The 24235-nt window shown below is 47.2% G+C and carries 21 protein-coding genes; 16 read left to right on the forward strand and 5 right to left on the reverse strand.

Annotated features, from left to right (window positions below):
• The first annotated feature begins 14 nt into the window (after nucleotides 1-14).
• The 4 genes from aroE to argS are packed head-to-tail and all read left to right on the forward strand — an operon-like array spanning nucleotide 15 to nucleotide 5057.
• Complete coding sequence (gene aroE / locus T456_RS22235; protein WP_024864434.1) at nucleotides 15-1406, forward strand: shikimate dehydrogenase; 1392 nt, start codon at nucleotides 15-17, stop codon at nucleotides 1404-1406.
• Nucleotides 1403-2092 carry an epoxyqueuosine reductase QueH gene (locus T456_RS0100710; RefSeq protein ID WP_024864435.1) on the forward strand — a complete coding sequence of 230 codons (690 nt, stop codon included), beginning with the start codon at nucleotides 1403-1405 and terminating at the stop codon, nucleotides 2090-2092. Before aroE ends, T456_RS0100710 begins: the two co-directional genes overlap by 4 nt.
• 59 nt (nucleotides 2093-2151) lie before the next feature.
• The gene (locus T456_RS0100715; protein WP_024864436.1) at nucleotides 2152-3228 is read left to right on the forward strand and encodes a zinc ribbon domain-containing protein; all 1077 of its coding nucleotides are present in this window, start codon (nucleotides 2152-2154) and stop codon (nucleotides 3226-3228) included.
• A 26-nt stretch (nucleotides 3229-3254) separates the two neighbouring features.
• Entirely contained in the window at nucleotides 3255-5057 is a 1803-nt protein-coding gene (gene argS / locus T456_RS0100720) for an arginine--tRNA ligase (protein WP_024864437.1), read from the forward strand.
• Between the two features lie 51 nt (nucleotides 5058-5108).
• Here the strand turns inward: argS and T456_RS0100725 are convergent, their stop codons facing one another.
• Both T456_RS0100725 and T456_RS22240 read right to left on the reverse strand, forming a co-directional pair.
• On the reverse strand, nucleotides 5109-5837 hold the full coding sequence (locus T456_RS0100725) for a potassium channel family protein (RefSeq protein WP_024864438.1): 729 nt from the start codon (nucleotides 5835-5837) through the stop codon (nucleotides 5109-5111).
• A gap of 10 nt (nucleotides 5838-5847) precedes the next feature.
• Nucleotides 5848-6009, reverse strand: coding sequence for a hypothetical protein (locus T456_RS22240; RefSeq protein WP_155837993.1), 162 nt, complete (start codon nucleotides 6007-6009; stop codon nucleotides 5848-5850).
• Nucleotides 6010-6082: 73 nt separating this feature from the next.
• Between T456_RS22240 and T456_RS20895 the strand changes: the two genes are divergently transcribed.
• Genes T456_RS20895 through T456_RS0100750 form a run of 4 tightly spaced genes read left to right on the forward strand, consistent with a single transcriptional unit; the run spans nucleotide 6083 to nucleotide 9834 of the window.
• Entirely contained in the window at nucleotides 6083-6919 is an 837-nt protein-coding gene (locus tag T456_RS20895) for a putative ABC transporter permease (RefSeq protein WP_024864439.1), read from the forward strand.
• Nucleotides 6920-6946: 27 nt separating this feature from the next.
• On the forward strand, nucleotides 6947-7819 hold the full coding sequence (locus tag T456_RS0100740) for an ROK family protein (RefSeq protein ID WP_024864440.1): 873 nt from the start codon (nucleotides 6947-6949) through the stop codon (nucleotides 7817-7819).
• Complete coding sequence (locus T456_RS0100745; protein ID WP_024864441.1) at nucleotides 7816-8445, forward strand: GDSL-type esterase/lipase family protein; 630 nt, start codon at nucleotides 7816-7818, stop codon at nucleotides 8443-8445. Before T456_RS0100740 ends, T456_RS0100745 begins: the two co-directional genes overlap by 4 nt.
• A 15-nt stretch (nucleotides 8446-8460) precedes the next feature.
• On the forward strand, nucleotides 8461-9834 hold the full coding sequence (locus T456_RS0100750) for an MATE family efflux transporter (RefSeq protein ID WP_024864442.1): 1374 nt from the start codon (nucleotides 8461-8463) through the stop codon (nucleotides 9832-9834).
• Nucleotides 9835-9864: 30 nt separating this feature from the next.
• On the opposite strand, the gene T456_RS0100755 is transcribed toward T456_RS0100750, so the two are convergent.
• Complete coding sequence (locus tag T456_RS0100755) at nucleotides 9865-10860, reverse strand: asparaginase (protein WP_024864443.1); 996 nt, start codon at nucleotides 10858-10860, stop codon at nucleotides 9865-9867.
• Nucleotides 10861-10966: 106 nt separating this feature from the next.
• On the opposite strand from T456_RS0100755, the gene T456_RS0100760 reads away from it, so the two are divergent.
• Together T456_RS0100760 and larE are read left to right on the forward strand one after the other, a co-directional pair.
• The gene (locus T456_RS0100760; RefSeq protein ID WP_024864444.1) at nucleotides 10967-11902 is read left to right on the forward strand and encodes a bile acid:sodium symporter family protein; all 936 of its coding nucleotides are present in this window, start codon (nucleotides 10967-10969) and stop codon (nucleotides 11900-11902) included.
• Between the two features lie 17 nt (nucleotides 11903-11919).
• Nucleotides 11920-12786, forward strand: coding sequence for an ATP-dependent sacrificial sulfur transferase LarE (larE, locus tag T456_RS0100765; RefSeq protein ID WP_024864445.1), 867 nt, complete (start codon nucleotides 11920-11922; stop codon nucleotides 12784-12786).
• Nucleotides 12787-12809: 23 nt separating this feature from the next.
• Here the strand turns inward: larE and T456_RS0100770 are convergent, their stop codons facing one another.
• A complete protein-coding gene (locus tag T456_RS0100770; RefSeq protein ID WP_024864446.1) occupies nucleotides 12810-14549 on the reverse strand; it encodes a sensor domain-containing diguanylate cyclase in 1740 nt (579 codons plus the stop codon).
• Nucleotides 14550-14825: 276 nt separating this feature from the next.
• On the opposite strand from T456_RS0100770, the gene T456_RS0100775 reads away from it, so the two are divergent.
• Nucleotides 14826-16331 (forward strand): hypothetical protein, encoded by a 1506-nt coding sequence (locus tag T456_RS0100775; protein WP_024864447.1) that lies wholly within the window; start codon nucleotides 14826-14828, stop codon nucleotides 16329-16331.
• Nucleotides 16332-16438: 107 nt separating this feature from the next.
• Here the strand turns inward: T456_RS0100775 and T456_RS0100780 are convergent, their stop codons facing one another.
• Entirely contained in the window at nucleotides 16439-17014 is a 576-nt protein-coding gene (locus tag T456_RS0100780) for a hypothetical protein (protein WP_024864448.1), read from the reverse strand.
• Between the two features lie 242 nt (nucleotides 17015-17256).
• On the opposite strand from T456_RS0100780, the gene T456_RS0100785 reads away from it, so the two are divergent.
• The 5 genes from T456_RS0100785 to T456_RS0100805 all read left to right on the forward strand — a co-directional run bounded on the left by T456_RS0100785 (nucleotide 17257) and on the right by T456_RS0100805 (nucleotide 24211).
• On the forward strand, nucleotides 17257-18222 hold the full coding sequence (locus T456_RS0100785) for a LacI family DNA-binding transcriptional regulator (RefSeq protein ID WP_024864449.1): 966 nt from the start codon (nucleotides 17257-17259) through the stop codon (nucleotides 18220-18222).
• Nucleotides 18223-18489: 267 nt separating this feature from the next.
• Nucleotides 18490-19872 carry an ABC transporter substrate-binding protein gene (locus tag T456_RS0100790; RefSeq protein ID WP_024864450.1) on the forward strand — a complete coding sequence of 461 codons (1383 nt, stop codon included), beginning with the start codon at nucleotides 18490-18492 and terminating at the stop codon, nucleotides 19870-19872.
• Complete coding sequence (locus T456_RS0100795; RefSeq protein WP_024864451.1) at nucleotides 19859-22171, forward strand: glycoside hydrolase family 65 protein; 2313 nt, start codon at nucleotides 19859-19861, stop codon at nucleotides 22169-22171. Before T456_RS0100790 ends, T456_RS0100795 begins: the two co-directional genes overlap by 14 nt.
• The gene (pgmB, locus tag T456_RS0100800) at nucleotides 22153-22794 is read left to right on the forward strand and encodes a beta-phosphoglucomutase (protein ID WP_024864452.1); all 642 of its coding nucleotides are present in this window, start codon (nucleotides 22153-22155) and stop codon (nucleotides 22792-22794) included. Before T456_RS0100795 ends, pgmB begins: the two co-directional genes overlap by 19 nt.
• 73 nt (nucleotides 22795-22867) lie before the next feature.
• Nucleotides 22868-24211, forward strand: coding sequence for an MATE family efflux transporter (locus T456_RS0100805; RefSeq protein WP_024864453.1), 1344 nt, complete (start codon nucleotides 22868-22870; stop codon nucleotides 24209-24211).
• Nucleotides 24212-24235: the final 24 nt, after the last annotated feature.

Here is a 24235-nt window from a genome sequence, read left to right on the forward strand (position 1 = left end):
GGAAGAGGTGACCTATGATAAATTACACTGACGGCAATACCCTTGTCTGCGGACTTATAGGAAATCCGGTAAGACACACCATGTCCCCGATGATCCACAACACCCTGGCTGATATGACGGATATCAATCTGGTTTACGTGCCCTTCGAGGTTGCGCCTGACGGGGTAAAAAACGCAGTGAGGGGAGCCTACGATCTTGGCATCAGGGGACTTAATGTGACAGTTCCCTACAAGAGCGATGTCATCCCTTATCTTAAATATACAGATCCTCTGGCAGAGGCTGTGGGTGCCGTGAACACTCTGGTTCGCGACGAAGCTCTCGGGGGCTTCAGGGGATACAATACAGACATGACAGGACTCTACAGAGCCATGCAGGAAGAGGGCATTGAGCTTGAGGGAGAGACTGTGGTAATACTGGGAGCAGGTGGCGTTGCAAGGCCAACTGCTCATTTGTGCGTTAATAAGGGAGCAAGAAAAGTCTATATCCTGAACCGTACTCTTGAGAAGGCGGAAGAGATAGCTGACGAGATTGATAGCGACACTGTCGTTGCCATGGACATAAACCGTTACAGGGAGATTCTTGAAACGGAAGAGCACTTCTTTGCGATCCAGTGTACTTCGGTAGGTCTTTTCCCTGATGTTAACAGCGCGGTCATCGAAGACGAGGAGTTCTACAGGCACGTGCATGCGGCTCTGGATGTGGTGTATAAGCCGCTTGAGACCAAGTTCCTTAAGCTTGCGGCAGCTGCCGGTGCCAAGACCTTTTCGGGGCTTAAGATGCTTCTTTATCAGGGAATCGATGCCTATGAATTCTGGAATGCGGACCGCGACGTGAAGATCTCCAAAGACCAGGCGGATCGGATCTACAGATCCCTTATCCTGGAGGTTACAGGTTCAAGAAACATCATCCTCGAGGGCTTTATGGGAAGTGGCAAGACCACGGTTTCGCAGCTCCTTTCCGATAAGCTGGACCTTGACCTTATGGACACCGACGAGGCGATCGAGACCACGGAAGGCCGCAGCATCAGCGATATCTTTGCGGAAGATGGCGAAGAGGCCTTCAGAAAAATGGAGACAGAGCTTTTAGAGACAATTGTAAAGGACCACTGGAGAGACATGGTGATATCCCTCGGGGGCGGACTTCCCCTTCGTGAGGAGAACCGCAGTCTCTTAAAGGAGGCGGGCAAGGTCATCTATCTTAAAGCCAGCCCCGAAACTGTATACGAGAGAATAAAGGGAGATACCACAAGACCACTGCTTCAGTGCGAGGATCCCCTTTCAAAGATAAAAGAGCTGCAGGCTGCAAGGAGCGATCTTTACGATGCAGCAGCTGATCTGGTGATAGACACCGACGGCAAGAGCCCCGAGGAGATCACCCAAGATATTTTAAACGGACTTGGAATATGAACAAGGTTAATTATGCAAAAGAGCTGGATAACAGAATAGAGAAATTCGGCAAAGAGGGGCTTGTTCCAAAGCTCCTTCTTCATGCCTGCTGCGCGCCCTGCTCTTCCTACTGCCTTGAGTATTTAAGAGAGTACTTTGATGTCACTGTGTTTTTTTACAACCCAAACATCACCGAGAGCAGCGAGTATCACAAGCGTGTCGAGGAAGAAAAGAGGCTTATAGAAGAGTACAACAAGCAGGTGGAATCAGGAGCTTTTGACGGAATGAATTCCACCCCGAAGGCAAGGAAGATAGAGATCATTGAGGGTCACTACGATCCCAGGGAATTTCTTGATATCGCAAAGGGCCTTGAGGACTGCCCCGAAGGCGGAGAACGCTGCAGAAAGTGCTTTGAACTAAGACTACGGGAAAGCGCCAAAATCGCCAAGGAGAAGGGCTTTGACCTTATGACCACAACCCTTACCATAAGTCCCTTAAAGAATGCCGATGTTCTCAATGAAGTGGGAAAAGAGGCAGCTAAGGAATTTGGAATAGAGTTTCTTCCTTCGGATTTCAAGAAAAAGAACGGCTACAAGAGGTCCATTGAACTGTCCCACATGTACAGCCTTTATCGTCAGGACTACTGCGGATGCGCCTTTTCCAAGGCGGAAAGGCTGAATTCTCAGGCAGCAAATGGAACTTTATAAAGAATAACGTTTATTATATAATCATTACTTAGAACAAGTTTAAGGAAGAGGAATAAAGAATGTTTTGTAACAATTGCGGAGCGCAGATCACTCCGGATCAGAAGTTTTGCAATAATTGCGGCGTGGCGCTGAACCCGCCCATTAACCCGCAGCCTCAGATGCCGTCAGGTGCGAATCCTTCAAATGTGCAAGGACCGCAGCAGCCCGTGATGCCCGGAGTGCAGCAGCCTGTGCAGATGCAGCCAAAGGCTCCGGCCGGTGCACCGCAGCAGGGCGTACCCGGAATGCCGCTTCCCCAAAAGAAGTCGATATGGCCGCTGATGCTCATCCTTATAGCAGCTCTTTTGCTGGTATCGGTGATCAGCGTTTTCGGATTCAGATGGATGTTCAATAAGCTGACAGCCAGGTTTGGTGATTCGGGAAGCAGTTTCACAGCATCAGAGAGAATTGCGGAGGATCTTCTTCCGGACACTGATGATATTGAGGGGATTGATGATCTCAACGATTTCTTCAATGAAAACGGCCTGGGGGATGCGGCTGAGGCTCTTGAAGGAATTGAAGGGATTGAAGACCTTGAGGAGTTCTACAACGACATGCTGCCCTCGGATTACGAGTACGAGGAATATGAATACGCCAACATGGTAAAGAGCGACGGTTTCACTGTTTTTGAGCCCAACGGGGAAGTTGATGGAACGACGCAGCTTCGTCCCGGCAAGGATCTTGATGGACTGTGTGATTTCATAGATTCAGAGGTCCTTGAGGATGGAAGAAAGATTGACAGAAACCTGCTATATGATCTCATCTCAGTAAATATTGTGGACAGCTCTATTATTGACGACGACAGTCAGCTTGAGAATAATCTCATGTTGTGTCTTACCATTGCCAATGAGTTCAGCTCGGAGAATATCAGAATAGAGAGCTGCATGTATGAGGATGAAAATCCCGACATTTATTACTACAACATAATCAAAGAGGATGGTGACACTGACACCTGGCTTGTAAATATCAGCGAGGGAACCATTGGAATGGACTACGGTATGACTGAGTACAAGTCAGCAGGACAGTACGGAATGTTTTCCTCCGATGCACTGGCCATCTGGATCACTGTTATAGATATGTACTATGAAATAGGTTAAAAGAACTATAGAAAGAAGGAAGAACTTTGGAAAAATTACTGGAACTCATATCAAAAGAAGTCGGAAATGCATTTGAAGAAGCCGGATACGAGAGGGATCTTGGAAGGGCAACAATCTCCAACAGACCGGACCTTTGCGAATATCAGTGCAACGGTGCCATGGCAGGAGCCAAGAAATACGGCAAGGCACCCTTCATCATTGCAGATGAGGTTGCACAGAAGCTTCAGGATAGTGACATGTTTGAAAAGGTGGATTCCGTTAAACCCGGATTCCTTAATATCACTTTAAGCGGTGACTTCGTAAGAGGCTACATCGTAAGGATGCTTCACGAGAAGCACATGGGTGTTACAATGCCGGGACATGCTCCCACAATCATTCTTGACTACGGCGGAGCCAATGTTGCAAAACCTCTTCACGTAGGACATCTTCGTCCTGCCGTAATCGGAGAAGCCGTAAAGCGCATCCTTAAATATGCAGGAAATAACGTAATCGGCGATATTCATATGGGCGATTGGGGACTTCAGATGGGACTTATCATCACAGAGCTTAAATGCCGTCATCCTGAACTTCCTTATTTTGATCCCGAGTTTAAGGGACCCTTCCCCAAGGAGGCACCTTTCACAATCCAGGAGCTGGCTGAGATCTATCCCGTAGCCAGCGGCAAGACCAAGGTTTCTGAGGATGCCACAGAGGAAGAGAAGAAGGCTGCAGAGGCCTTCAAGGCAGAAGCCCTTGAAGCCACAAAGCGCATGCAGGACGGCGACAAGGCCTACAGAGCCATCTGGCATCATATCATGAACGTTTCCATCCCGGATCTTAAAAAGAACTACGACAGCCTCAATGTTCACTTTGATCTTTGGAAGGGTGAGTCCGATGTTCATGACGTGATCCCCGGAATGGTTGAGTATCTTAAGCAGCACGGATATGCCCACGAGAGCCAGGGAGCCCTGGTTGTTGATGTGGCACAGGAGTCCGATTCCAAGGAGATGCCTCCCTGCATCATCCTTAAATCAGACGGAGCAGCTCTTTACGCTACAACAGACCTTGCAACCATACAGGAGCGTATGAAGGAGTATCGTCCCGACGGAATTTACTACTTCACAGATAAGAGACAGTCACTTCACTTTGAGCAGGTATTCAGAACCTCCAAGAAGAGTAAGCTTGTTCTTCCCGAGACAGACCTTCGTTTTGTAGGAAACGGAACCATGAACGGTCCCGACGGCAAGCCCTTTAAGACAAGGGATGGCGGCGTAATGCACCTTGAGGATCTTGTTCAGGAGATCAATGACAAGATGTATGCAAGGGTAAAAGAGAGTAACCCTGATATGCCCGATGATGAGGCTAAGAGTACAGCAAAGAAGATAGCTCTTTCTGCTCTTAAGTACGGAGACCTCTCAAACCAGCCTTCCAAAGATTATATCTTTGATATAGACAAGTTCACTTCCTTCGAGGGAGATACAGGCCCCTACATCCTCTACACCATCGTAAGGATCAAATCCATCCTTAAGAAGTATGAGGCAGAGGGCGGAAATGCCAAGGAAGCTAAGCTTGGTAATCCCGACAGCGAGGCAATGAAGAATCTTATGCTTCTTCTTACAAGATTTGCCGATGCTGTGGAGAGCGCAGCCAAGGACCTTGCTCCCAACAGGATCTGCGGATATATCTACGAGCTCAGTAATGCTTTTAACAGCTTCTATCACGGAACCAAGATCCTTGCAGAGGCTGATCCCAATAAGAAGGAGAGCTACATCTCACTTCTTAACATAACACTTAAGGTCCTTGAGACCGGAATAGACCTTCTTGGATTTGATTCTCCCGAGAGAATGTGATCACAAGCAAAAATAAAGGCCGCATTGCCAATGGCATGCGGCCGATTACTTTTACAGTTCGTACTTGGATTTTTTCCTTGTGATCTCGTTCATGTAGGCTGCAGTGATGATACCTGTAGGAAGTGCAATGACGGCCATTCCCACCAGAGCCGATATCATGGTGATCATACGGCCGATGGGGGTTACAGGCGAGATGTCGCCGTAGCCTATGGTGGTGATTGATATGGTGGCCCAGTAAAGGGCATCAAAGAATGTGGTAAAAAGATCCGGCTCCAACTGGAACACCAGCATTGCCGAGACGAAGATATATACAATGATAAGGATCAGTACCGCCAGAAGCTGGGATTTGACCTTCCTGATAACATTGGAGATGATGATCATGGTCTTGGAATAGCGGACCAGCTTGAATACCCTGAAGAAACGGAAGAGTTTAAAAAACCGCAGGAACCCTATGGCAGGGACAAACAGGGTTATTACAGGGAGAATGGACAGAAGGTCAAAGATTGCAAGAGGCGTTGTCACATAAGCGATATAAGCCCTTGTTCCACGAAAGCCCATCTTGTAATCGGCAGTATATACGCGGATACAGTAATCAACCAGAAAGATGAGACCTGTGAGGATCTCGATTATCCGGGTGTAATTGTTTTCACTCTTTAAAGTCATGGGGATAAGACCTACAATGACGGCAGTGGTTATCATGACGTCGTAGGCACGGCTTGATTTGTCTCCTATATTGGAAACTTCGATTACTTCATAGATCCTCTTTTTTACATCGTACATAGGCACACCCTTACATGTTTCCGACTACAAGAGCCACAAGTCCAAGGACAATCATAACTGCGGTGAGAATTCTGCAGAATACCACAAATACAGTGATATGGGTGGATTTGGAGGTCTTATATACACCGTCGTCGCCAATCAGATGATCTTTTGAATTATTACCTAATCCCATATATTTTTCTCCTATATATCAATGTTAGCATACACGCTGTACCAGGGCAATTTTTAGGCAGGGAGTTTATAAAATGATAATAGCTCAGTATTTTGTTGAATTTATTTTTTACAGTTTTTTAGGATGGGTGTGGGAGTCCATTTACTGCACCATAAATGAAAAGAAATGGGCGGACAGAGGGTTCCTTTTCGGCCCGGTATGCCCAATCTACGGATCCTGCGTAGTTGCGGTATCCATACTCTTTAGTCTGATCCCGGCACTTTCCGATCCCTCTTTTCCCATATGGGCCATATTCATCATATGCATGATAGGAAGTGCAGTGGCAGAGTTTGGAACCTCCTGGGTTCTTGAAAAGAGATTTCATGCCAGATGGTGGGATTACAGTAAACTGCCTTTGAACATTCAGGGAAGGATCTGCCTTCCCGTCAGCGTTTGCTTTGGAATAGCGGGTGTCCTTATCGTTAAATATCTTATGCCCTTTGTGTCGGGGCTTCATGCTCTGATACACCCTTCAGTCTATGAGGTATTTGCCATAATTCTGGCAGCTGTTTTCGGAGCTGATTTTGCCCTTACCGAGGCAAGCCTTTCCGCACTTCTTAAGGATGTTGAGATGATGCATCAGGAGTTTGTGGAGAAGGCTCAGGCCAACTACGAGAGAGTGGAAGAGCGGGTTAAGGAAGCCAAGGAAAGGAAGCTTGCCATGGAGGAGAAAGTCAGGGAAGCCAGAGAGAACCTTCCAAGGCTTCACGCAGGCGGGCTGTCTCTTAACCAGAAGAGAATCCTTGTGAGCATCGAAAAGTTTATGCCCGATAAGAACAAAACCCTTGATCAGAACGAGGACAGGAACCTTCTTATCAGTGAACTGAAACACCATGTTATAAAGCTTCGCAGCAAAGTTAAGAAATCATAAAACTTTATATTGTGGGAGGAGAGAGCAATGTATGGTGCAATTGAAGCCGGCGGAACCAAGATGGTGGTTGCTGCAGGCGATGAGAACGGGAACATCTTAAAGACAGCCAGAATACCTACAGGGACGCCTTCAGAGACCATTCCAAAGATACTGGAATTCTTTGAGGGACAGGACATAGAGGCCATAGGCATAGGAGCCTTTGGACCCGTCTGCCTTGATAAGGACAGCGCCGATTATGGAAGGATCGGTAAGAGCCCAAAGCTTCCCTGGGTTGGATTTTCCTGGAAGGAAGCCTTTAGCGGAACCGGAATTACCGTTGCGGTTGATACCGATGTGAACGCGGCATGTCTTGGGGAAGTCATGTATGGAAGCGGCAAGGGGCTTAGTGATGTTATCTACATCACCATAGGCACGGGAATCGGCGTTGGAGTATACTGCAGCGGAGAGCTTCTTCACGGAATGCTTCATCCGGAGGCAGGACACATCCTTCTTCCCGTGAGAGAAGGCGATGATACAAAAGGAAGCTGCCCCTATCACAAAAACTGTTTTGAGGGTCTGGCTTCTGGCCCCGCAATAAAGATCCGCTATGGCAAAGAGGCCTTTGAACTTTTGGAGAGGGAAGAGGTATGGGAGCTTGAAGCGGATTATATCAGCAAGGCTCTTATGCAGTATATCTGCTGCTATTCTCCAAAGCGCATAATTCTCGGCGGAGGAGTCATGAATGTTGAAAAGCTCTTTCCCATGATCAGGGAAAAGACATCCGGATATCTTAACGGATATCTTGATACTGCTGAGCTTAAGAACATGGATAACTACATTGTCCCCGCGCTTTGTAATGGAGATCAGGGAATAAAGGGAGCTCTTTTCCTTGCAAAAAATATAACCGGAGGACAATCATGAACGAATATGCAGTAACCAGATACAGATATCTTAATAAGAACGCCATAAAGGGTGAGACTTTGTTTGTGGGATCGTCTCTGATGGAGCACTTCCCCATAGATGAGATCCTGATGAGCAGAAGGATAACCAGGGTCATTTACAACCGCGGTATCAGTGGGTATACTATTCCGGAGCTTCTGGAGTCCATGGATGAGCAGATCTTTAACCTTGAGCCTTCTGTGATATTCATAAATATCGGAACCAATGATATCAGCCACCGGGAGGAGACCGCGGAGGTTTTTGAGGAGGACTACAGGAAAGTCCTTACGCAGATAAAGGAAAGGCTTCCAAAGACCAAAGTGTTCATGATGGCTTATTATCCTGTTAATCAGAAAGTTGCGGATACCATAACAGCCTGGCCCGAGGCGCCTCTTGCAGCGAAGCTTCGCGCGGAGAGACTGGATAAGGCAAACGGGATTGTAGAGAAGCTTTCAAAAGAATTCGGCTACAGGTACATCAACGTGAATGAGGGGCTGTTCGGCGAAGACGGTCAGCTTCTTGAGAAGTATACCACCGACGGCATTCACATGTGGCCCTGCGCATATGAGCTTATCTTCGACAATATGAAGAAATACATTTTTGAGTAATAAGGTCGTACTTAAATGAAACGTGTTGATTTTGAGAACGGAAATACATTTACCAATATCCTTGCCACAGCGATACCTATGCTGGTGGCGCAGATAATAAACCTTTTATACAACATCGTGGACAGGATCTATATTGCCAGGATTCCTCTGATTGGAACGGTGGCCCTTGGGGCAGTGGGACTGTGTTTTCCGCTGGTTATCCTGACCACAGCCTTTACGAACATGTTCGGAAGCGGCGGAGCACCGCTGTTTTCCATAGCGAGGGGACAGAAGGATGACGACAGGGCAAGGCAGATCCAGAACACCTCGTTCTTTTTGCTGGTCGTTACCGGAATAGTGCTGATGCTGGCGGGAGAGATCTTCGGAAAGCCGATCCTTACTTTATTCGGGACTTCAGAGTCCGCCATGATCTACGCCCTTCCCTATCTTAGGATATATCTTCTTGGAACTGTCTTTTCCATGATAGCAACAGGAATGAATCCCTTTATAACTGCCCAGGGCTATTCCATTGTGGGAATGACCACCATTGTGGTGGGAGCGGCAGCCAACATAATCCTTGACCCCATATTTATCTTTGTCCTTGGTATGGGCCCGGAAGGAGCAGCCATAGCAACGGTTATATCCCAGGGGCTATCGGCTGTTTACGTCCTTAGATTTTTCTTTGGGAAAAGATGCGCCTACAACCTTAAGATCATGTCTTTTGCCGAGATAAGAAAGTGCGGCAGGACAGCAATGAACATTATCGGGCTTGGCAGCGCTGCTTTTATCATGCAGTTTACCAATGCCATGGTTTCCGTATCCTGCAACAGCGTTCTTGCAGACGTGGGAGGAGATCTGTACGTTTCCATAATGACCATGGTGAATTCAGCCCGTCAGATGATGGAGACTCCGATCCTTGCCATTGCGGAAGGAACATCTCCCGTTATCAGTTACAACTACGGAGCTCACCGCTTCGACAGGATCAAGCGATCCATTGCCATAATGGTTGCCATGGAATTCGGATACACCTTCCTGGTGTGGATGTTTATAAGGCTCTTCCCGGCAGCAGTCATCGGGGTATTCAGCAACGACAAAACAATCCTTGCGGATGCCATACCTGCCTTTAACCTGTATTTCTCCACCTTTATCTTTATGACCTTCCAGCATTCCGGTCAGGTGGTATTTAAGTCCTTAGGAAGAAAAGGCCACGCCATTTTCTTTTCCCTGTTCAGAAAAGCAATGATCGTGGTCCCTTTAACCTATATATTGCCCTATCTGTTTAAGATGGGTACAGACGGTGTGTTTGCAGCAGAGCCCATTAGTAACGTGGTGGGCGGAACCGCCTGTTTTGTAACAATGCTCTTTACCGTAAGGAAAATGAATCCCAAAAGAGCAGGGCAGGAAGCGTAAGCTTACCTGCGTCCGCAGCATTTGCAGACCTTAGATAGTTACCTCACCTGCGATATTGATGGAGTAGTAATCCCTTATCTCTGCGGGATTATCCGTCATTCCAAGGATCCACATCAGCTTTGTGAGAGCAGCTTCGCTGGTCATGTCATGGGCCTGAAGAACGCCTATCTCAAGGGCGCGTCTTCCGGTCTCATATACATCCATTTTTGAACCTTCATAGGGACACTGGGTTCCGACAACCACAGTGATCCCTTTTTCTATCAGCTTCTCTACGGTGCCCGTAAAGTCATGCTTTACAAAGGGCATTCCGCCTATTCCGTAGGCCTCAAGATAAATCCCCTTATAGCCCTGATCCGCAAGAGATTCAAGAAGTGACCGGTGCATGCCCGGGAACATCTTTATCATGCAGACCTTGGAAGAGTAGGAGTCCGACAGATGGAACACACCGCTGCGCCTTGGCACTGCCTTATCGTCTATGCTCATTCCAAGGGAGCTTATGGTGGCAACATTCGGATAGTTGATGCTCTCAAAGGCGTCGAAGCTTAAGGAGCGAACTTTTGAAGCCCTGCATCCAAGCATTACCTTTCTGTTAAAGGCAACAAATACACCGGGAATCCCGCTGGCAGCCATGTGTATTGCGCAGCGGCAGTTCTCCATGGCATCCGCCACAGGATTCTTGATGGAAAGCTGGGAGCCTGTTATCACAACGGGAATGGTGATATTCCTCAGCATAAATGAGAGCATGGAAGAGGTGTAGGCAAGGGTATCGGTACCGTGTATGACCACAACTCCGTCATAATCGTTTCTTACATTCGCGATCCTTCTTGCCAGATTCTGCCAGTCCTCGGGGAAAATATTGGCGCTGTCCAAAGAGCAGAAATCCTCGATCTCAAGGTCGGTATCCCCCGAAACTATATGCAGCTCTTTTTGCATGTCTGTTGTTGTAAGTCCCGGCGCCAGTCCGCTGTCCTTCATGACAGAAGACAGGGTTCCGCCGGTATTGATTATAAGTATCTTTCTTTTCATAGTATTGTTCTCCATACGTAGATTATAACATCGTGCTATACTGTATTGAAGTTAATAAACTACAGCCTGATATATAAGTGATGCAGCGGCAGAAAGAAGAGAGAAGATGAAAAGGGTAAGTGAATTTGTTGGGAAATATATGGCGGTAATTGTACTGGTGGTGGCTGCACTGGCGTTGTTTGTACCGAAGACGTGCTTGTGGGTTCAGACTTCATGGATCAACTATCTTCTGATGGTGGTTATGTTCGGAATGGGACTTACCTTGAAGCTGTCGGACTTTGCCATTGTGTTTAAGAGGCCCAGGGACATTATCATAGGATGCGTTGCACAGTTTACAATAATGCCGCTTCTGGCATTTTGCCTTGGTAAAATGCTCGGGCTTGATGCCGGGCTTATGGCAGGCGTCATTCTTGTGGGAACCTGCCCCGGAGGCACCGCAAGCAATGTTATGACTTATCTTGCAAAGGGAGATGTTGCTCTTTCAGTGGGGATGACCAGCGTAAATACGCTGCTTGCTCCGTTTCTTACTCCGGCAATAACCTATCTGCTTCTTAAGACAACGGTTACTGTGGATGTGATGAGCATGTTCCTGTCCATTATCAAGGTTGTCATAGTTCCAATAGCTCTTGGATTTATCATCAACAGATTTTTTGGTAAATACACGGAAAAAGCTACAGATATCCTTCCGGTTATTTCGGTAACTGCCATCACACTTATTGTAGCGGCGGTGGTTTCACATAACAGTGAGAGAATTCTGGAAACCGGAGCTCTTGTATTTATAGTGGTTATACTTCACAATGTCCTTGGATACATTGTCGGATTCGGCCTGGGACTTGTTCTTAAACTTCCCATGACCAGAAAGAAGGCTCTTGCCATAGAGATCGGAATGCAGAATTCGGGGCTTGCCACATCCCTGGCGGGCTCAGCATTTCCGGACCTTGCCATGGCTACTGTTCCCGGAGCGATATTCTCTGTATGGCACAATATTTCCGGAGCCCTTCTTGCCAATGTTTTCAGAAGACTTAAAGATAAAGATGATTAGAAAGACTGAGGATTTTTATGAAACAGGATTATAACAACCTTCCCGCAGGGCTAAAGAAAAAGTACGAGGAGCTTAAGAGCTGCCTTGCTTCTCTTGGAAGCGTGGCGGTGGCTTTTTCCGCAGGAGTGGACTCCACCTTCCTTTTGTATGCGGCAAAGGATGTCCTTGGTGACAATGTCATAGCTGCAACTGCGGTTTCGAATTTCATCCCCGGAAGGGAAGTGGAGGAATCGGAGGAAATCTGCAAAAAGCTTGGAGTAAAGCATGTTATATCAAGGGTTGATGTGGATGACATTCCTCATTTTTCTGAAAATCCCGTAGACAGATGTTATCACTGCAAGAAGTTTATTTTCGCCGGGCTTAAAGAAATAGCGACGGGAGAGAACAAGGACTTTGTCGTTGACGGCTCCAATGCCGATGATGTGGGGGATTACAGACCCGGCATGAGAGCGCTTGCGGAGCTTAAGATAAAGAGCCCTCTCAAAGAGGTGGGCCTTACCAAAAGTGAGATCAGGCAGCTGTCTGAGTGCTTTGAACTTCCCACCTTTAACAAGCCCTCCTTTGCATGCCTTGCTTCCAGGATTCCCTACGGCAGCACCATCAGCAAGGAGAAACTGGCAATGGTTGAAAATGCGGAAAATCTCCTTTTGGAACTTGGCTTCAAACAGTTCCGTGTAAGACTCCATGGAAGCGGAGATGGCAGCAAAGATGCGATCGCCAGGATCGAGCTTTTACCGGAAGACTTCGAAAGGCTTATGGACCTTCAGCTTCGGGAAAAGATATATCAATCCTTTAAAGACTTTGGCTTTGCCTACACCGCATTAGACCTTAAGGGATACAGAACTGGCAGCCTTAACGAGACCATAAACAAAGATAAGGAGTGACATTTCGTCACTCCTTAATTTGATTAATCGCTGCAAACTCTGTCTTTGCCTGAGTTCTTGGCCTGATACATATGCTCATCTACCCTGGTTATGGTGGCAAGAACGGTTTCACCGGGGTTATATCCGGTTACACCAACGCTTATTGTTATGGGATGTTCATAATCACAATCCGTTCTGACCTTTATGCGAAGATTTTCGGCAATTTCTTTAACCTCTTTATCAGAGCGGCCTTTGATAAATATCATGAATTCTTCACCTCCCCAGCGACCGGCACAGGCGCCCGGGATTTCATGCGTATACTCATCAAGAAGCTTAGCCAGAGCTTTGAGGATGGCATCGCCCTCAATATGCCCTCGGCTGTCATTTATCTTTTTAAAATTATCCAGATCGAACATTATAAGATGCCAGTCTTTTCCGCCTTCTTCATAGTAATCATATATACTGCGCTCGATGGCTCCGCGGTTAAGTAGGCCGGTCAGGGCGTCGTGGGATGCCTTGTAGAGCATGTCGTTGAGCTGATTGTTTTTCTCCATCAGCTCTTCACTGATAGTGTTGATGAACAGGGCCAGCCTGGCTGTAACGGGAATGTTGGAGCTTTTTTCAAAAAGGTCTATATCAACCTCGGGAACCTCTTTCTTTGCCCCTTCCCTCATGGCGATAGTCACTATGGACAGATTGTTTAAAAGAGTAGTTCCCTTGTGACGCATGATCTCGCCAAGAGCACTGAATCCCATGGTGTTCATAAGCTTGGAGAGCACGGAAATCTCCACATCTTCCTTGTCTGACCAAAAGAGCTTTCGTCCCATGCAGTTTATTATGTTTATAACTTCCGGTGCAAAGTCCTTCATTTCCAGAGTTGTCTGTTTGGTATGGAACATTATCCTTCTGGGATCGCCGTAGGTCAGACGAATTTTGCTTCCCTCAGGGATTACGGAAGACATGAGAATCGATCCGTCGGGATTTACGGATTTGGCGTGTCTTAAGTAAGCGGTTTCTTCATCGATGCGTACTTCCCACGGGAACTCCAGAGCATCGTAAAAGAAATTGTCGTCCTTTTTTATATGCAGATAATGGTTGTAAACATCATAGGCGGGTTTTCCGTCAATTTCGTAGACCACAGCGCCTTCGGATCTTGTGACAGTCAGGGGATAGCCTATCGGTTTCCAGCCGAACATTCGATTTGATAGAAGGTGAAGCTCTTTTCCGCTGTAAACGACATATGCAGTGCCATTGAAGGATTCCGGGAAGTCATCCGCAAAAACGAATGCGGGGTGCTTATCGTCTCCTACAGCAACACCTCCGAATATCTCGATTTCTTCCGGAAGATTATCCATAATTCTGCCGGCGGGTTCCAGCATGGAATAGGAAGCGGAGGTAATCAGTTCGACTCCCTTAAGATCAGGAATACTTCTGGCATACTCAAGAGAATTACCTGCATCTTCTCCATCAGGTCTTGCATAATAGGGAACAACTGTCGCAGAGGTAGAAGGATCTTCAAAAATCATTACAGATACAACAGAATCGTCGTCATTCAGCTGTCCGCCGATGATAACACCTGTGGAACTGCAGCCTATCACGGGGACATCGGGAACATAGGTCTTTAATATCTGTCTTATCCTCTTTGTGTCCTCATCCCGAAAATGCGCCGAATAGGGTATATATACGTGAATCAAAGCGGAATAACCATTACTGATTATGGCTTCCGCCCAGGACTTTACTGTCTTTTCAAACTCTGTATTGAATACAGTCTGAAGAAGTTTCAAGGTGATGCCTCCTGTGGTTTTACATCTGCTTTAATGTTTGTGTAATACTATAATTTTACACCATTAGTGTTTAAATTGTGATAAATATAGAATTAAATTAAGTGATATTTCGGATTTTAGGTTATTTTTAGGTTTGGTCTGTATTATTGAGCATGTAAAGAGAAAACAGCTCTTTACATCCCCCACATCACTTTTTTTCATAACACACTTTCGCTGCCGGAACATGCAGATCCGGCAGCACCTCCAAAAAATACTAAATCAGAAGGAGATTTATTCATGAAGATAAGAGAGATCAAAAAGGTTTTATCATTGGGAATTGTTACCGCACTGTGCGTGGCAGTCACAGCCTGCGGACAGGGAAGTGAGGCGGCAGGAGCGGCTGCTACCACTACAGAAACTATAGGAGAGGATACTGCGGCGCCTGAGGAAGGCACGCCTGCAGACAAGCCTGAGGGCGAAGCTCCCGATGGAATGCCGGAGGGTCAGGCTCCCGACGGAGCTCCCGGCGAAAAGCCCGACGGCGAAGCACCCGGAAATCCTCCCGGAGGCGGCTTTGGAGGAGGAAGCAGCAGCGCAGACATCGACTACAGCGGTGCGGCTGAAATTACAGGCTCCGACTCAAGGGATGGCGAGACCTATGCCAGCACCACAGCCGATGAAAGTGCACTTCTTATCAGCACAGCCGATGACGTGACAATTAAAAACGCCACAGTTACAAAGACCGGAGATTCGGACGGCGGTGATAACTGTAACTTCTACGGACTTAACGCAGCTGTTCTTGTTAAGGACGGATCAACAACCACCATTACCGGTGCAAATATAACTTCAGATGCTGACGGCGCAAACGGTGTTTTCTCCTATGGCGGAAACGGCGGTAAGAACGGAGCGGAAGGAGACGGAACAACAGTAGTCATCTCAGACAGTACCATCACCACTACAGGAGACGGCTCCGGCGGTATCATGACAACAGGCGGCGGAATAACAAAGGCATCCAACCTTACGGTTGAGACTTCAGGAAGATCTTCGGCAGCCATAAGGACCGACAGAGGCGGCGGAACAGTGACAGTTGATGGCGGAACCTACACAACAAACGGTCTTGGTTCTCCGGCTATCTATTCAACAGCCGATATCACGGTTTCGGATGCTACTCTTGTTTCAAATCTCTCTGAGGGCGTATGTATAGAGGGAATCAACTCCATAACCTTAAATGACTGCGACATGACAGCCAATAACACTGATACCAACGGCAATGCAACTTTCTACGATACGATCATGATCTACCAGTCTATGTCAGGAGATGCCGACAGCGGTACATCTACCTTCACAATGAATGGCGGAACACTTACCAGCAAGAACGGACATGTATTCCACGTTACCAATACATCTGCCGTGATAAATCTTAATGACGTTAATATCGTAAACAAAGATTCAGAGAACATTCTTCTCTCCGTATGTGCTGACGGCTGGAACGGAGATACCAATAAGGCTACAGTGAATGCTTCTTCACAGACTCTTGAAGGAACGATCCTTGTGGGAAGCGATTCCGAGCTTACCCTTAACCTTACTGAAGGATCAAGCTTCACAGGAAGCATTGGAGGCAATATAACAAATGCAAAGGGGGATACTGTATCCACAGAGGTCGGAACCGTTTCGGTTTCCATCGACAAAAACAGTACCTGGACTCTGACAGCGGATACATATATCACATCCTTTGACGGAGACGTATCAAGTATTGTATCTAACGGATATACGCTCTATGTTAACGGCACAGCCATTAATTGATAACAGACAGGACTTGATCCTATACACAAAGAAGACCCGCATCCAACTTGGGATGCGGGCTTTGTGTGTATTATGATCAGCGAGGATTTTTTCAGTTATCAGTTTTTTCAGATGAGCTTGTTTGCTACTCTGTGCTCGAACATGCCTGTTGTGTAGTAGTGAGTGTAAAGGCTGTTTGCATCAAGTCCGAAAGCATTTCTAAGATCAGGGTAGTTCATGTAGTAATCGTAAGCGTTGAAATCTTTGTTATTGTAAGCATACCATTTAAGGAAAGCTGCTTCATCAGCTCTTCTTGCATATTCATAATCGATGTTCTGAACATATACTTCGATCTCATCGTAGAGGCCCTGGTCTGCTACAGCGTTATCTCTTACGTAGAAGTAGAAGGAAACGTTCTTCTGTGTCTCATCGGGTCCGATGTGAAGTCTTACATATTCGGATCCGGCCTTCTCTGAGCACTCGATATAGGTTCTGCTGCTGGTGTGAGGTCCAAGGTAGCAGGTGTATTTGTAGTTTGATCTTACCCATACATCCTTGTAGGAACCTGCATCTATTGAAACTGTGCAGTCACCGAAATCGAAGTAATCGGGAATGTCGCTGTAAGCAAATGCCTGAATGTTAAAGGTTGTTACGGTGATTGCAAGTAATAATACTGCTGCGAAAAACTTTGTGATCTTCTTCATTTCTTTTTCCTCCTCAGATATCCTTTGGCAGCGGTGCTGCGGGATCATTGTTGTTTGTTTTCTGACTTTTTATACGAGCGTTGGAAGTCTGTGGCAAAAATTTTTAAAAAAATTTTTCAGGCGGGACTTAAAGCAGCCTCAAAACCGGCTGAAGCGGGCCCCAAAAGGGCGGTTTTAGTAACGATATAACGATGATATAATGTAATAAATATACAAATTATCCGAATGAAAGGAAGTGACCCATGGCCGGGATCAAGGAGATAGCAGAAAGAGCCGGAGTGTCAATGACCACGGTCTCCAATGTTCTTAATAAGAAAAAGAATGTGGGAGCAGAAACCAGAGAGCAGGTCCTCAGGATTGCACAGGAACTGGGATATACCCACAAAAAGCAGAACGGGATAGATGGAAAAAAACGCACCATCATAGTCAGCTTCAGTGATTTCGATACACTTTTTTACCTGGATATTCTTCACGGGGTAAGCGACTATGTGAATAAACAGGGATACCACATCCTTATATGTAACGGCGATGATCTGGCCCACTATTCTGACCCCGACGAAGTATGCGGATGCATAATCCTAAGTTCCATGATCCGTGACGAGCAGGTCCTTGCGGTGGCAGATAAGGGACTTCCCGTTATAACCCTGGACCGTGAGCTGGAGCACCCCATGGTTAAGGCAATGATCGTCAATAACTATGAGGGCGAGAGGCAGCTCATGCAAAAGCTTGTGGATGAGGGATTTAAGACCTTTGCCTATGTTACCGGTCAGGATACCCCCGACAACAAGGAGCGCTACAGGGCCTTCAGAGATGTGCTTCGGGACAACGATATTTCTTTTCACAGGAATGATCTGTACGAGGGGGATTGGAAAGAGAAGAGCGGAGTACAGACCGCAAGGCTTATCATGCTAAGGGACCTTATGCCGGAAGTTCTGGTCTGTGCCAATGACATGATGGCCATCGGCGCGATCCGTCATTTCCAGGAGAATGGCATAAGGGTGCCGGATGATATTTCCGTCTGCGGCTTTGACGATATTATAATCTCCAGATATCTGGGACTTACCACGGTAAGCGTTCCGGATTACGAGAGGGGATTTCTTGCGGGACAGGCGCTTCTTAACATACTGGACGGAAGCGGGGACTATGAGACCTACAGGATTGGGGCCCGGGTTAAATGGAGAAGGACCGCCGGTCATGGGAAAAAATAAGCGGGTTTGCGGGTCTTGACCCTGCAGATCCATTGATGAAAGCAACTTGTTTTACTAAATTCAACTAAAAAATACAACTATTTTAGTAAAATCAATTATCGTTTAGTAAATTAATCAACCTTCCATGTGTGAAAATGACACATGGGAGGTCCTTTTTTGTTGCAAACAACCAAAAAAAATCTGCCATATTGCGGCTTTTTCGGTAAATAGCTTACCATTAGGGCATCAAAGCGAACGAAATGATTTTTCATATAAAAGGAGGGAACTATGAAAAAGAAAGTTTTAACAACATTGCTTGCAGCTACAACCACACTTACATTTGCGCTTACAGGATGTGGCACAACAGGCACAACAGAGGCACCGGCTGCAACAACTGACCAGGCAGCTACAGAGGCACCTGCAGATACGCAGACAGCCGAGGCTCCTGCAGCAACAGACGATTCCGCAGAGGGAACAGTTATCAAGCTGGTTAACAACAAGGCAGAGATCCAGGAAGGTCTTGCAGTTCTGGCAGACACCTACAAAGAGCAGACAGGTGTTACCGTTTCCATCGATACCATCGGCGGCGGACAGGACACACAGGCTATCCTGAAGAACTACTATCAGGCAGGCGATATGCCCGACATCTTCGTGTTTGAGGGTGACACTCATTACGAGACATGGAAGGATCTTCTTGCAGACCTTTCAGACGAAGCATGGACAAAGGATACAGAGGCTGAGTACGTTGGTCCCGACGGACACGTTTACGGCTTCCCTACAACAACAGAGGCTATCGGCCTTTCCTACAACAAGTCAATCCTTGACAAGGCAGGCATCGATCCTAAGTCAATCACAGGTCCCGAGAGCATGAGAGCAGCTTTCGAGAAGATCGACTCCATGAAGGATGAGCTTGGACTTACAGCAGTAGTTGGTTACTACACAGAGTCAGCTAACCTCTGGTGGACAGCAGGACAGCACCTCTTCGGAACATACCTTGATTCCGGTCTTGCAAGAAACGACACAACATATCTTGATCTTATCAACGACGGTGGAAAGCTTGATCCTGAGCGTATCGCAGCTTTTGCTGATATGGTAGCTCTTTTCAACGAGTACACAGATCCCCTTGGAATCTCAGGTTCCTATGATGATCAGGTTCTTGGATTTGCAAGCGGCAAGTATGCTTTCGTAACACAGGGTTCATGGATCGGTGCATCTATGACAACAACCTATGCTGATCAGTACGCAGCAGCAGGCAACTTCGAAGTAGGCATGATCCCTTATGCATTCATCGAGGGCCAGGATACCATCCAGACCAATTCACCTAACTGGTGGGGACTTTACAAGGACGGAAACGTAGACGCAGCTAAGGCATTCATTCAGTGGTGCTCACAGAACGACGGCGGACAGCAGATTCTTGCTGAGAAGTGCGGATGCGTATCACCTTTCGTATCATCACAGTACGCTCCTGCAGATCCTTATGCTAAGACCATTGCTGACTACACAGCAGCAGGAAAGACTTCTGCATGGCACTGGCAGGGATGGAAGGCCGGTCTTGCACAGAACGTATCTTCCGTAATCTTCCAGGATTTCGCAAAGGGATCTATCAAGGATACAACTCAGTTCGTAGATACACTTCAGAAAGCGGTAGAGGCTTATTATGCACAGCAGTAATCGTGTCATAAGACGAGACGAGAGCTATGATCCAAAAGAACTAAAACTTAATGAAACGTTGTTTTCAAATGCCAACGGGTATATAGGAATCAGGGGCACACTTGAAGAAGGTGTGCCCGCTGATTTTCCAACCATGAGAGGCATGTATCTTGCCGGAGTTTATGAGATCATTCCCATGAAACAGGCGGAGAGCCTCTGCAATCTCATCGAGAAGAAGCAGACCATGCTCAATGTTGCAGATACCCAGTCCATCGACCTGTATATCTGCGGCGAGCGCTTCGATATGGGAACGGGAGAGCTCATCTCCAATCAGAGGATCCTTGACATGGATAACGGGTATACTTCCAGGGAAATCCTTTGGAAGAGCCCCCTTGGCAATACGGTGAAGATCGTAACAAAGAGGATGGCACATCTTGCTGTGCCCCAGCTCTTTACCATTGAATACAGCGTAACTTCCATGGACTTCGACGGCGAGATAGTTTTTGATTCCTGGCATATTGCCAATGTCACAAACTACTCGGATCCAACCGACCCGAGGCTTGCAGCCGAAAGCCCTTCATATCTTACGGTCACATGTGCGGAAGCCATCGGCGACTCCACACTTTGTGTAAGCAAGACTGGTGTCAGCGACATCAGTATTGCATCTGCCACTTCCAACATCCTGCTAGGCGAGGACGATCATATCGGAGTATATGACAACACCGATGATAAGAGGATATGCAGCTATATGAAGGCTCACATATCCGAGGGCCAGGAAATAAGACTGGTCAAGTTCTCGGCTTTTTCCGACTCGCTGAAGAGTGAAGATCCGGGAAAAGACGCTATGGCGGTCCTGCAGGATGCTCTGGAGGAAGTTAAGGCAGATGGAAGTGGTCTTGCTTTACTATATAACAGGCAGACTGAGATCCTTAAGAAATTCTGGGACCAGTCAGCTGTGGAGATCATGGGCGACGAGAATCTTGACCTTGCCATGAACTTCAACATGTATCAGTTATTCTGCTCGGCTCCAAGGATTCCGGGCTACAGCATGGCTGCCAAGGGACTGACGGGAGAGGGCTATGAAGGACATTATTTCTGGGATACGGAAATGTATGCTCTTCCTTTCTTTACACTGACTGATGCAAAACTTGCTGAAAACATACTTCATTTCAGATACAGGACACTTAACAAAGCCAGGGAAAATGCAGGCCTTCTTGGTCACAAAAAGGGAGCCCTTTATCCATGGCGGACCATCACAGGTGAAGAGTGTTCCGGTTATTTCCCCAGCGGAACGGCTGCCTATCATATAAACGGCGCTGTTTCCTATGCCATAGTCCAGTACTTCCTGGCAACCGGGGATGAGGACTTCATCCTCAAAGAAGGCGCAGAGATGCTCATCGAGATATCAAGGCTCTGGCTGGATACCGGTAACTACGACAGAAAGGGCCGCTTTGTCATCAACGAGGTGACAGGTCCCGACGAGTACACCTGCATGGTGGACAACAATTTTTACACCAATTGTGCAGCTGCCCACGGCATGAATTGGACATTAAAGCTGCTTAAGAAATTTGCCGACACTCCTGAAATAATATCTCTCAAACAGAGGCTTGCCCTTACAGATAAGGAGATATCGGAGATTTCAAAGGCTGCAGCAAGTATCTACCTTCCCTATGATGAAGAGCTGGGAATAAACCCCCAGGATGATTCATTCCTGCAAAAGCCCGTATGGGATCTTGCGGCAACACCTAAGGAGGAATTCCCTCTTCTTCTTCATTACCACCCGCTGCACCTTTACAGATACCAGGTCTGCAAACAGGCAGATACGGTTCTGGCACATTTTCTTTTCCCGGACAGCGCTGATGCTGTAACCCAGGAAAAGAGCTTCAGGTATTACGAAAAGATAACGACCCACGATTCATCACTGTCTACCTGCGTGTTCTCCATGCAGGCATCGAGGCTTGGCCTTTACGACGAAGCGGCAGCGTATTTCGGGGACTCTGCAAAGCTGGATCTTTTAAACCTTCACGGCAACAGCTCTGACGGAGTACATACGGCTAACATGGGTGGCTCCTACATGGCGTTCATCTATGGCTTCGGCGGCATAAGGATCGACGAGGAGGGACTGTTCATCAATCCTTTCCTGCCCGGGATGATCAAGGGATATTCCTTTAAATTCAAGTATCAGGGCAGACTTATCAGAGTAGCTGTTTCGGAAAAAGAGGCAGTGGTTGAGCTGATAAGCGGAGAAGAGCTTTCGTTCTGTCATGGAAAGGACCGCTTTAAGATAAGCGAGGGAGAAAAATGCAATATAAAGCAGTAATATTCGATCTTGACGGAGTGCTGGTCTTCACGGACAAGTATCATTATCTGGCCTGGAAGAAACTGGCAGACAGACTGGGGATAGAATTTACACAGAAGGATAACGACAGATTAAGGGGCGTAAGCCGCGAAGAGAGCCTTAACATCATACTGGAAAAATACCACGGTGATCCCATCCCGGAAGATAAAAGGAAAGAGTATCTTAAGGAGAAGAACGACACATACAGGGAAAGCCTTGGCGGCATGACAAGAGATGATGTTACAGAGGAAGTTCGCGACACTCTTAAAAAACTCAGGGAAATGGGGTATCGCCTTGCCATTGGCTCCTCCAGTAAGAACACTTCCTACATCCTTGAGAGGACAGAGCTTACGGATGCCTTTGACGCTGTTTCCGACGGAACAATGATCACCAGGTCCAAGCCCGATCCTGAGGTGTTCCTCAAGGCGGCAGAGCTTCTAGGCATGGAGCCGGGAGACTGCCTTGTGGTTGAAGACGCTGACGCCGGAGTTACTGCAGCTCATGCAGCCGGAATGGATGCGGCAGCCATAGGCACCGCCACCTTAAGCGGAAGAGCAGATTACAATCTCGCTGCTTTTGAGGACCTTTTAGGGATTCTTGAATAATAAGAGAATATAAGTATTTTTATGTGAAAGGGAACTGTCATGCAGTTCCCTTTTATGTTAGTATTAGCGTATTATGACAGACGAAAACAAACAGTTTTACAAGAATCTTATAAGTATTTCTCTTCCCATCGCACTGCAGAGCCTTATGCTGGCGCTTGTTGCGGCCTGCGATGCTCTTATGCTTGGAAGGGTTGCCCAGGAGCAGATGACGGCTGTATCTTTGGCTACTCAGATACAGTTCGTTCAGAACATGTTCCTTTCTGCGGCAACTGCAGCAGGAGCTATTCTGGGAGCTCAGTACTGGGGGAAGGGTTCTAAGAAGACTTTAGAGGATATCTTCAACCTGATGCTTCTTTTCTGCGGAGCGGTGTCGCTTCTGTTTTTCCTTGGATGCGAGCTGTGCCCTGAGGTTCTGATGAAGATATTTGCCGCAGATCCCGGGCTTATCAGGGTGGGCAGCTCATATCTTCGCATAGCGGGCTGGTCCTATCTTATTACCGGAGTATCCCAGTGTTATCTCACCATCATGAAGGTTACGGAGAACGTGAAGGCAGGTGCTGCCATAAGTTCCGGAGCGGTGGTCATCAATATCCTTCTGAATGCCGTATTTATCTTCGGACTCTTTGGGGTTCCCGCAATGGAAGCAAGGGGAGCGGCTCTTGCCACCACTCTTGCAAGAATTACCGAGCTTGTGCTGTGTCTTGCATTGTCATCCGGAGTAGGTTATATAAGGCCCGCACTTTCAAGAATGTTTAAGGTGTCAAAAGATCTTGTGGCTGATTTCTTCAGACAGTGTCTGCCTCTTATGGGCGGCGGACTTTGCTGGGGAGTCGGCTTTACTTCCTATACGGCAATAATGGGACATATGGGAGTAGATGCTGCTGCGGCCAATTCAGTGGCAGCGGTGGTAAGGGACCTTGTCTGCTGCATGTGCAACGGTATCGGAAGCGCAGCGGGTATTATCGTCGGAACAGAGCTTGGAGCCGGCCGCCTTGAACAGGGCAAAAAATACGGTATTAAACTCAAGAATATCTCCTATGTCATTGGTATAATCTCCACAGCCATAGTCCTTGCGGTGACTCCACTGGTTGTAAACAGTGTGATATTAACTGATCAGGCCCGCAGTTACCTTACCTGGATGATGGTCATAATGTCCTTTTACATGATCGGAAGGTGCGTCAACACAGTCACCATCAATGGAGTACTGGACGGAGGCGGAGATACCATATTCGATCTGTACAGCCTTATCGTATGCATGTGGCTGGTGGCCATACCACTGGCTCTTTGCGGAGCCTTTGTATTTCACTGGTCACCGCTTTTAGTCTACGCCTGCACCTGTCTTGACGAAGTGGGTAAGATCCCGTGGGTAATGTACAGACTCAGAAAGTATAAATGGGTAAAAGACCTGACAAGATGATCGCGGCAGCGAACATAAGGAGGA

Source organism: Butyrivibrio sp. FCS014 (genome assembly GCF_000526935.1).
Taxonomy (GTDB): domain Bacteria; phylum Bacillota; class Clostridia; order Lachnospirales; family Lachnospiraceae; genus Butyrivibrio.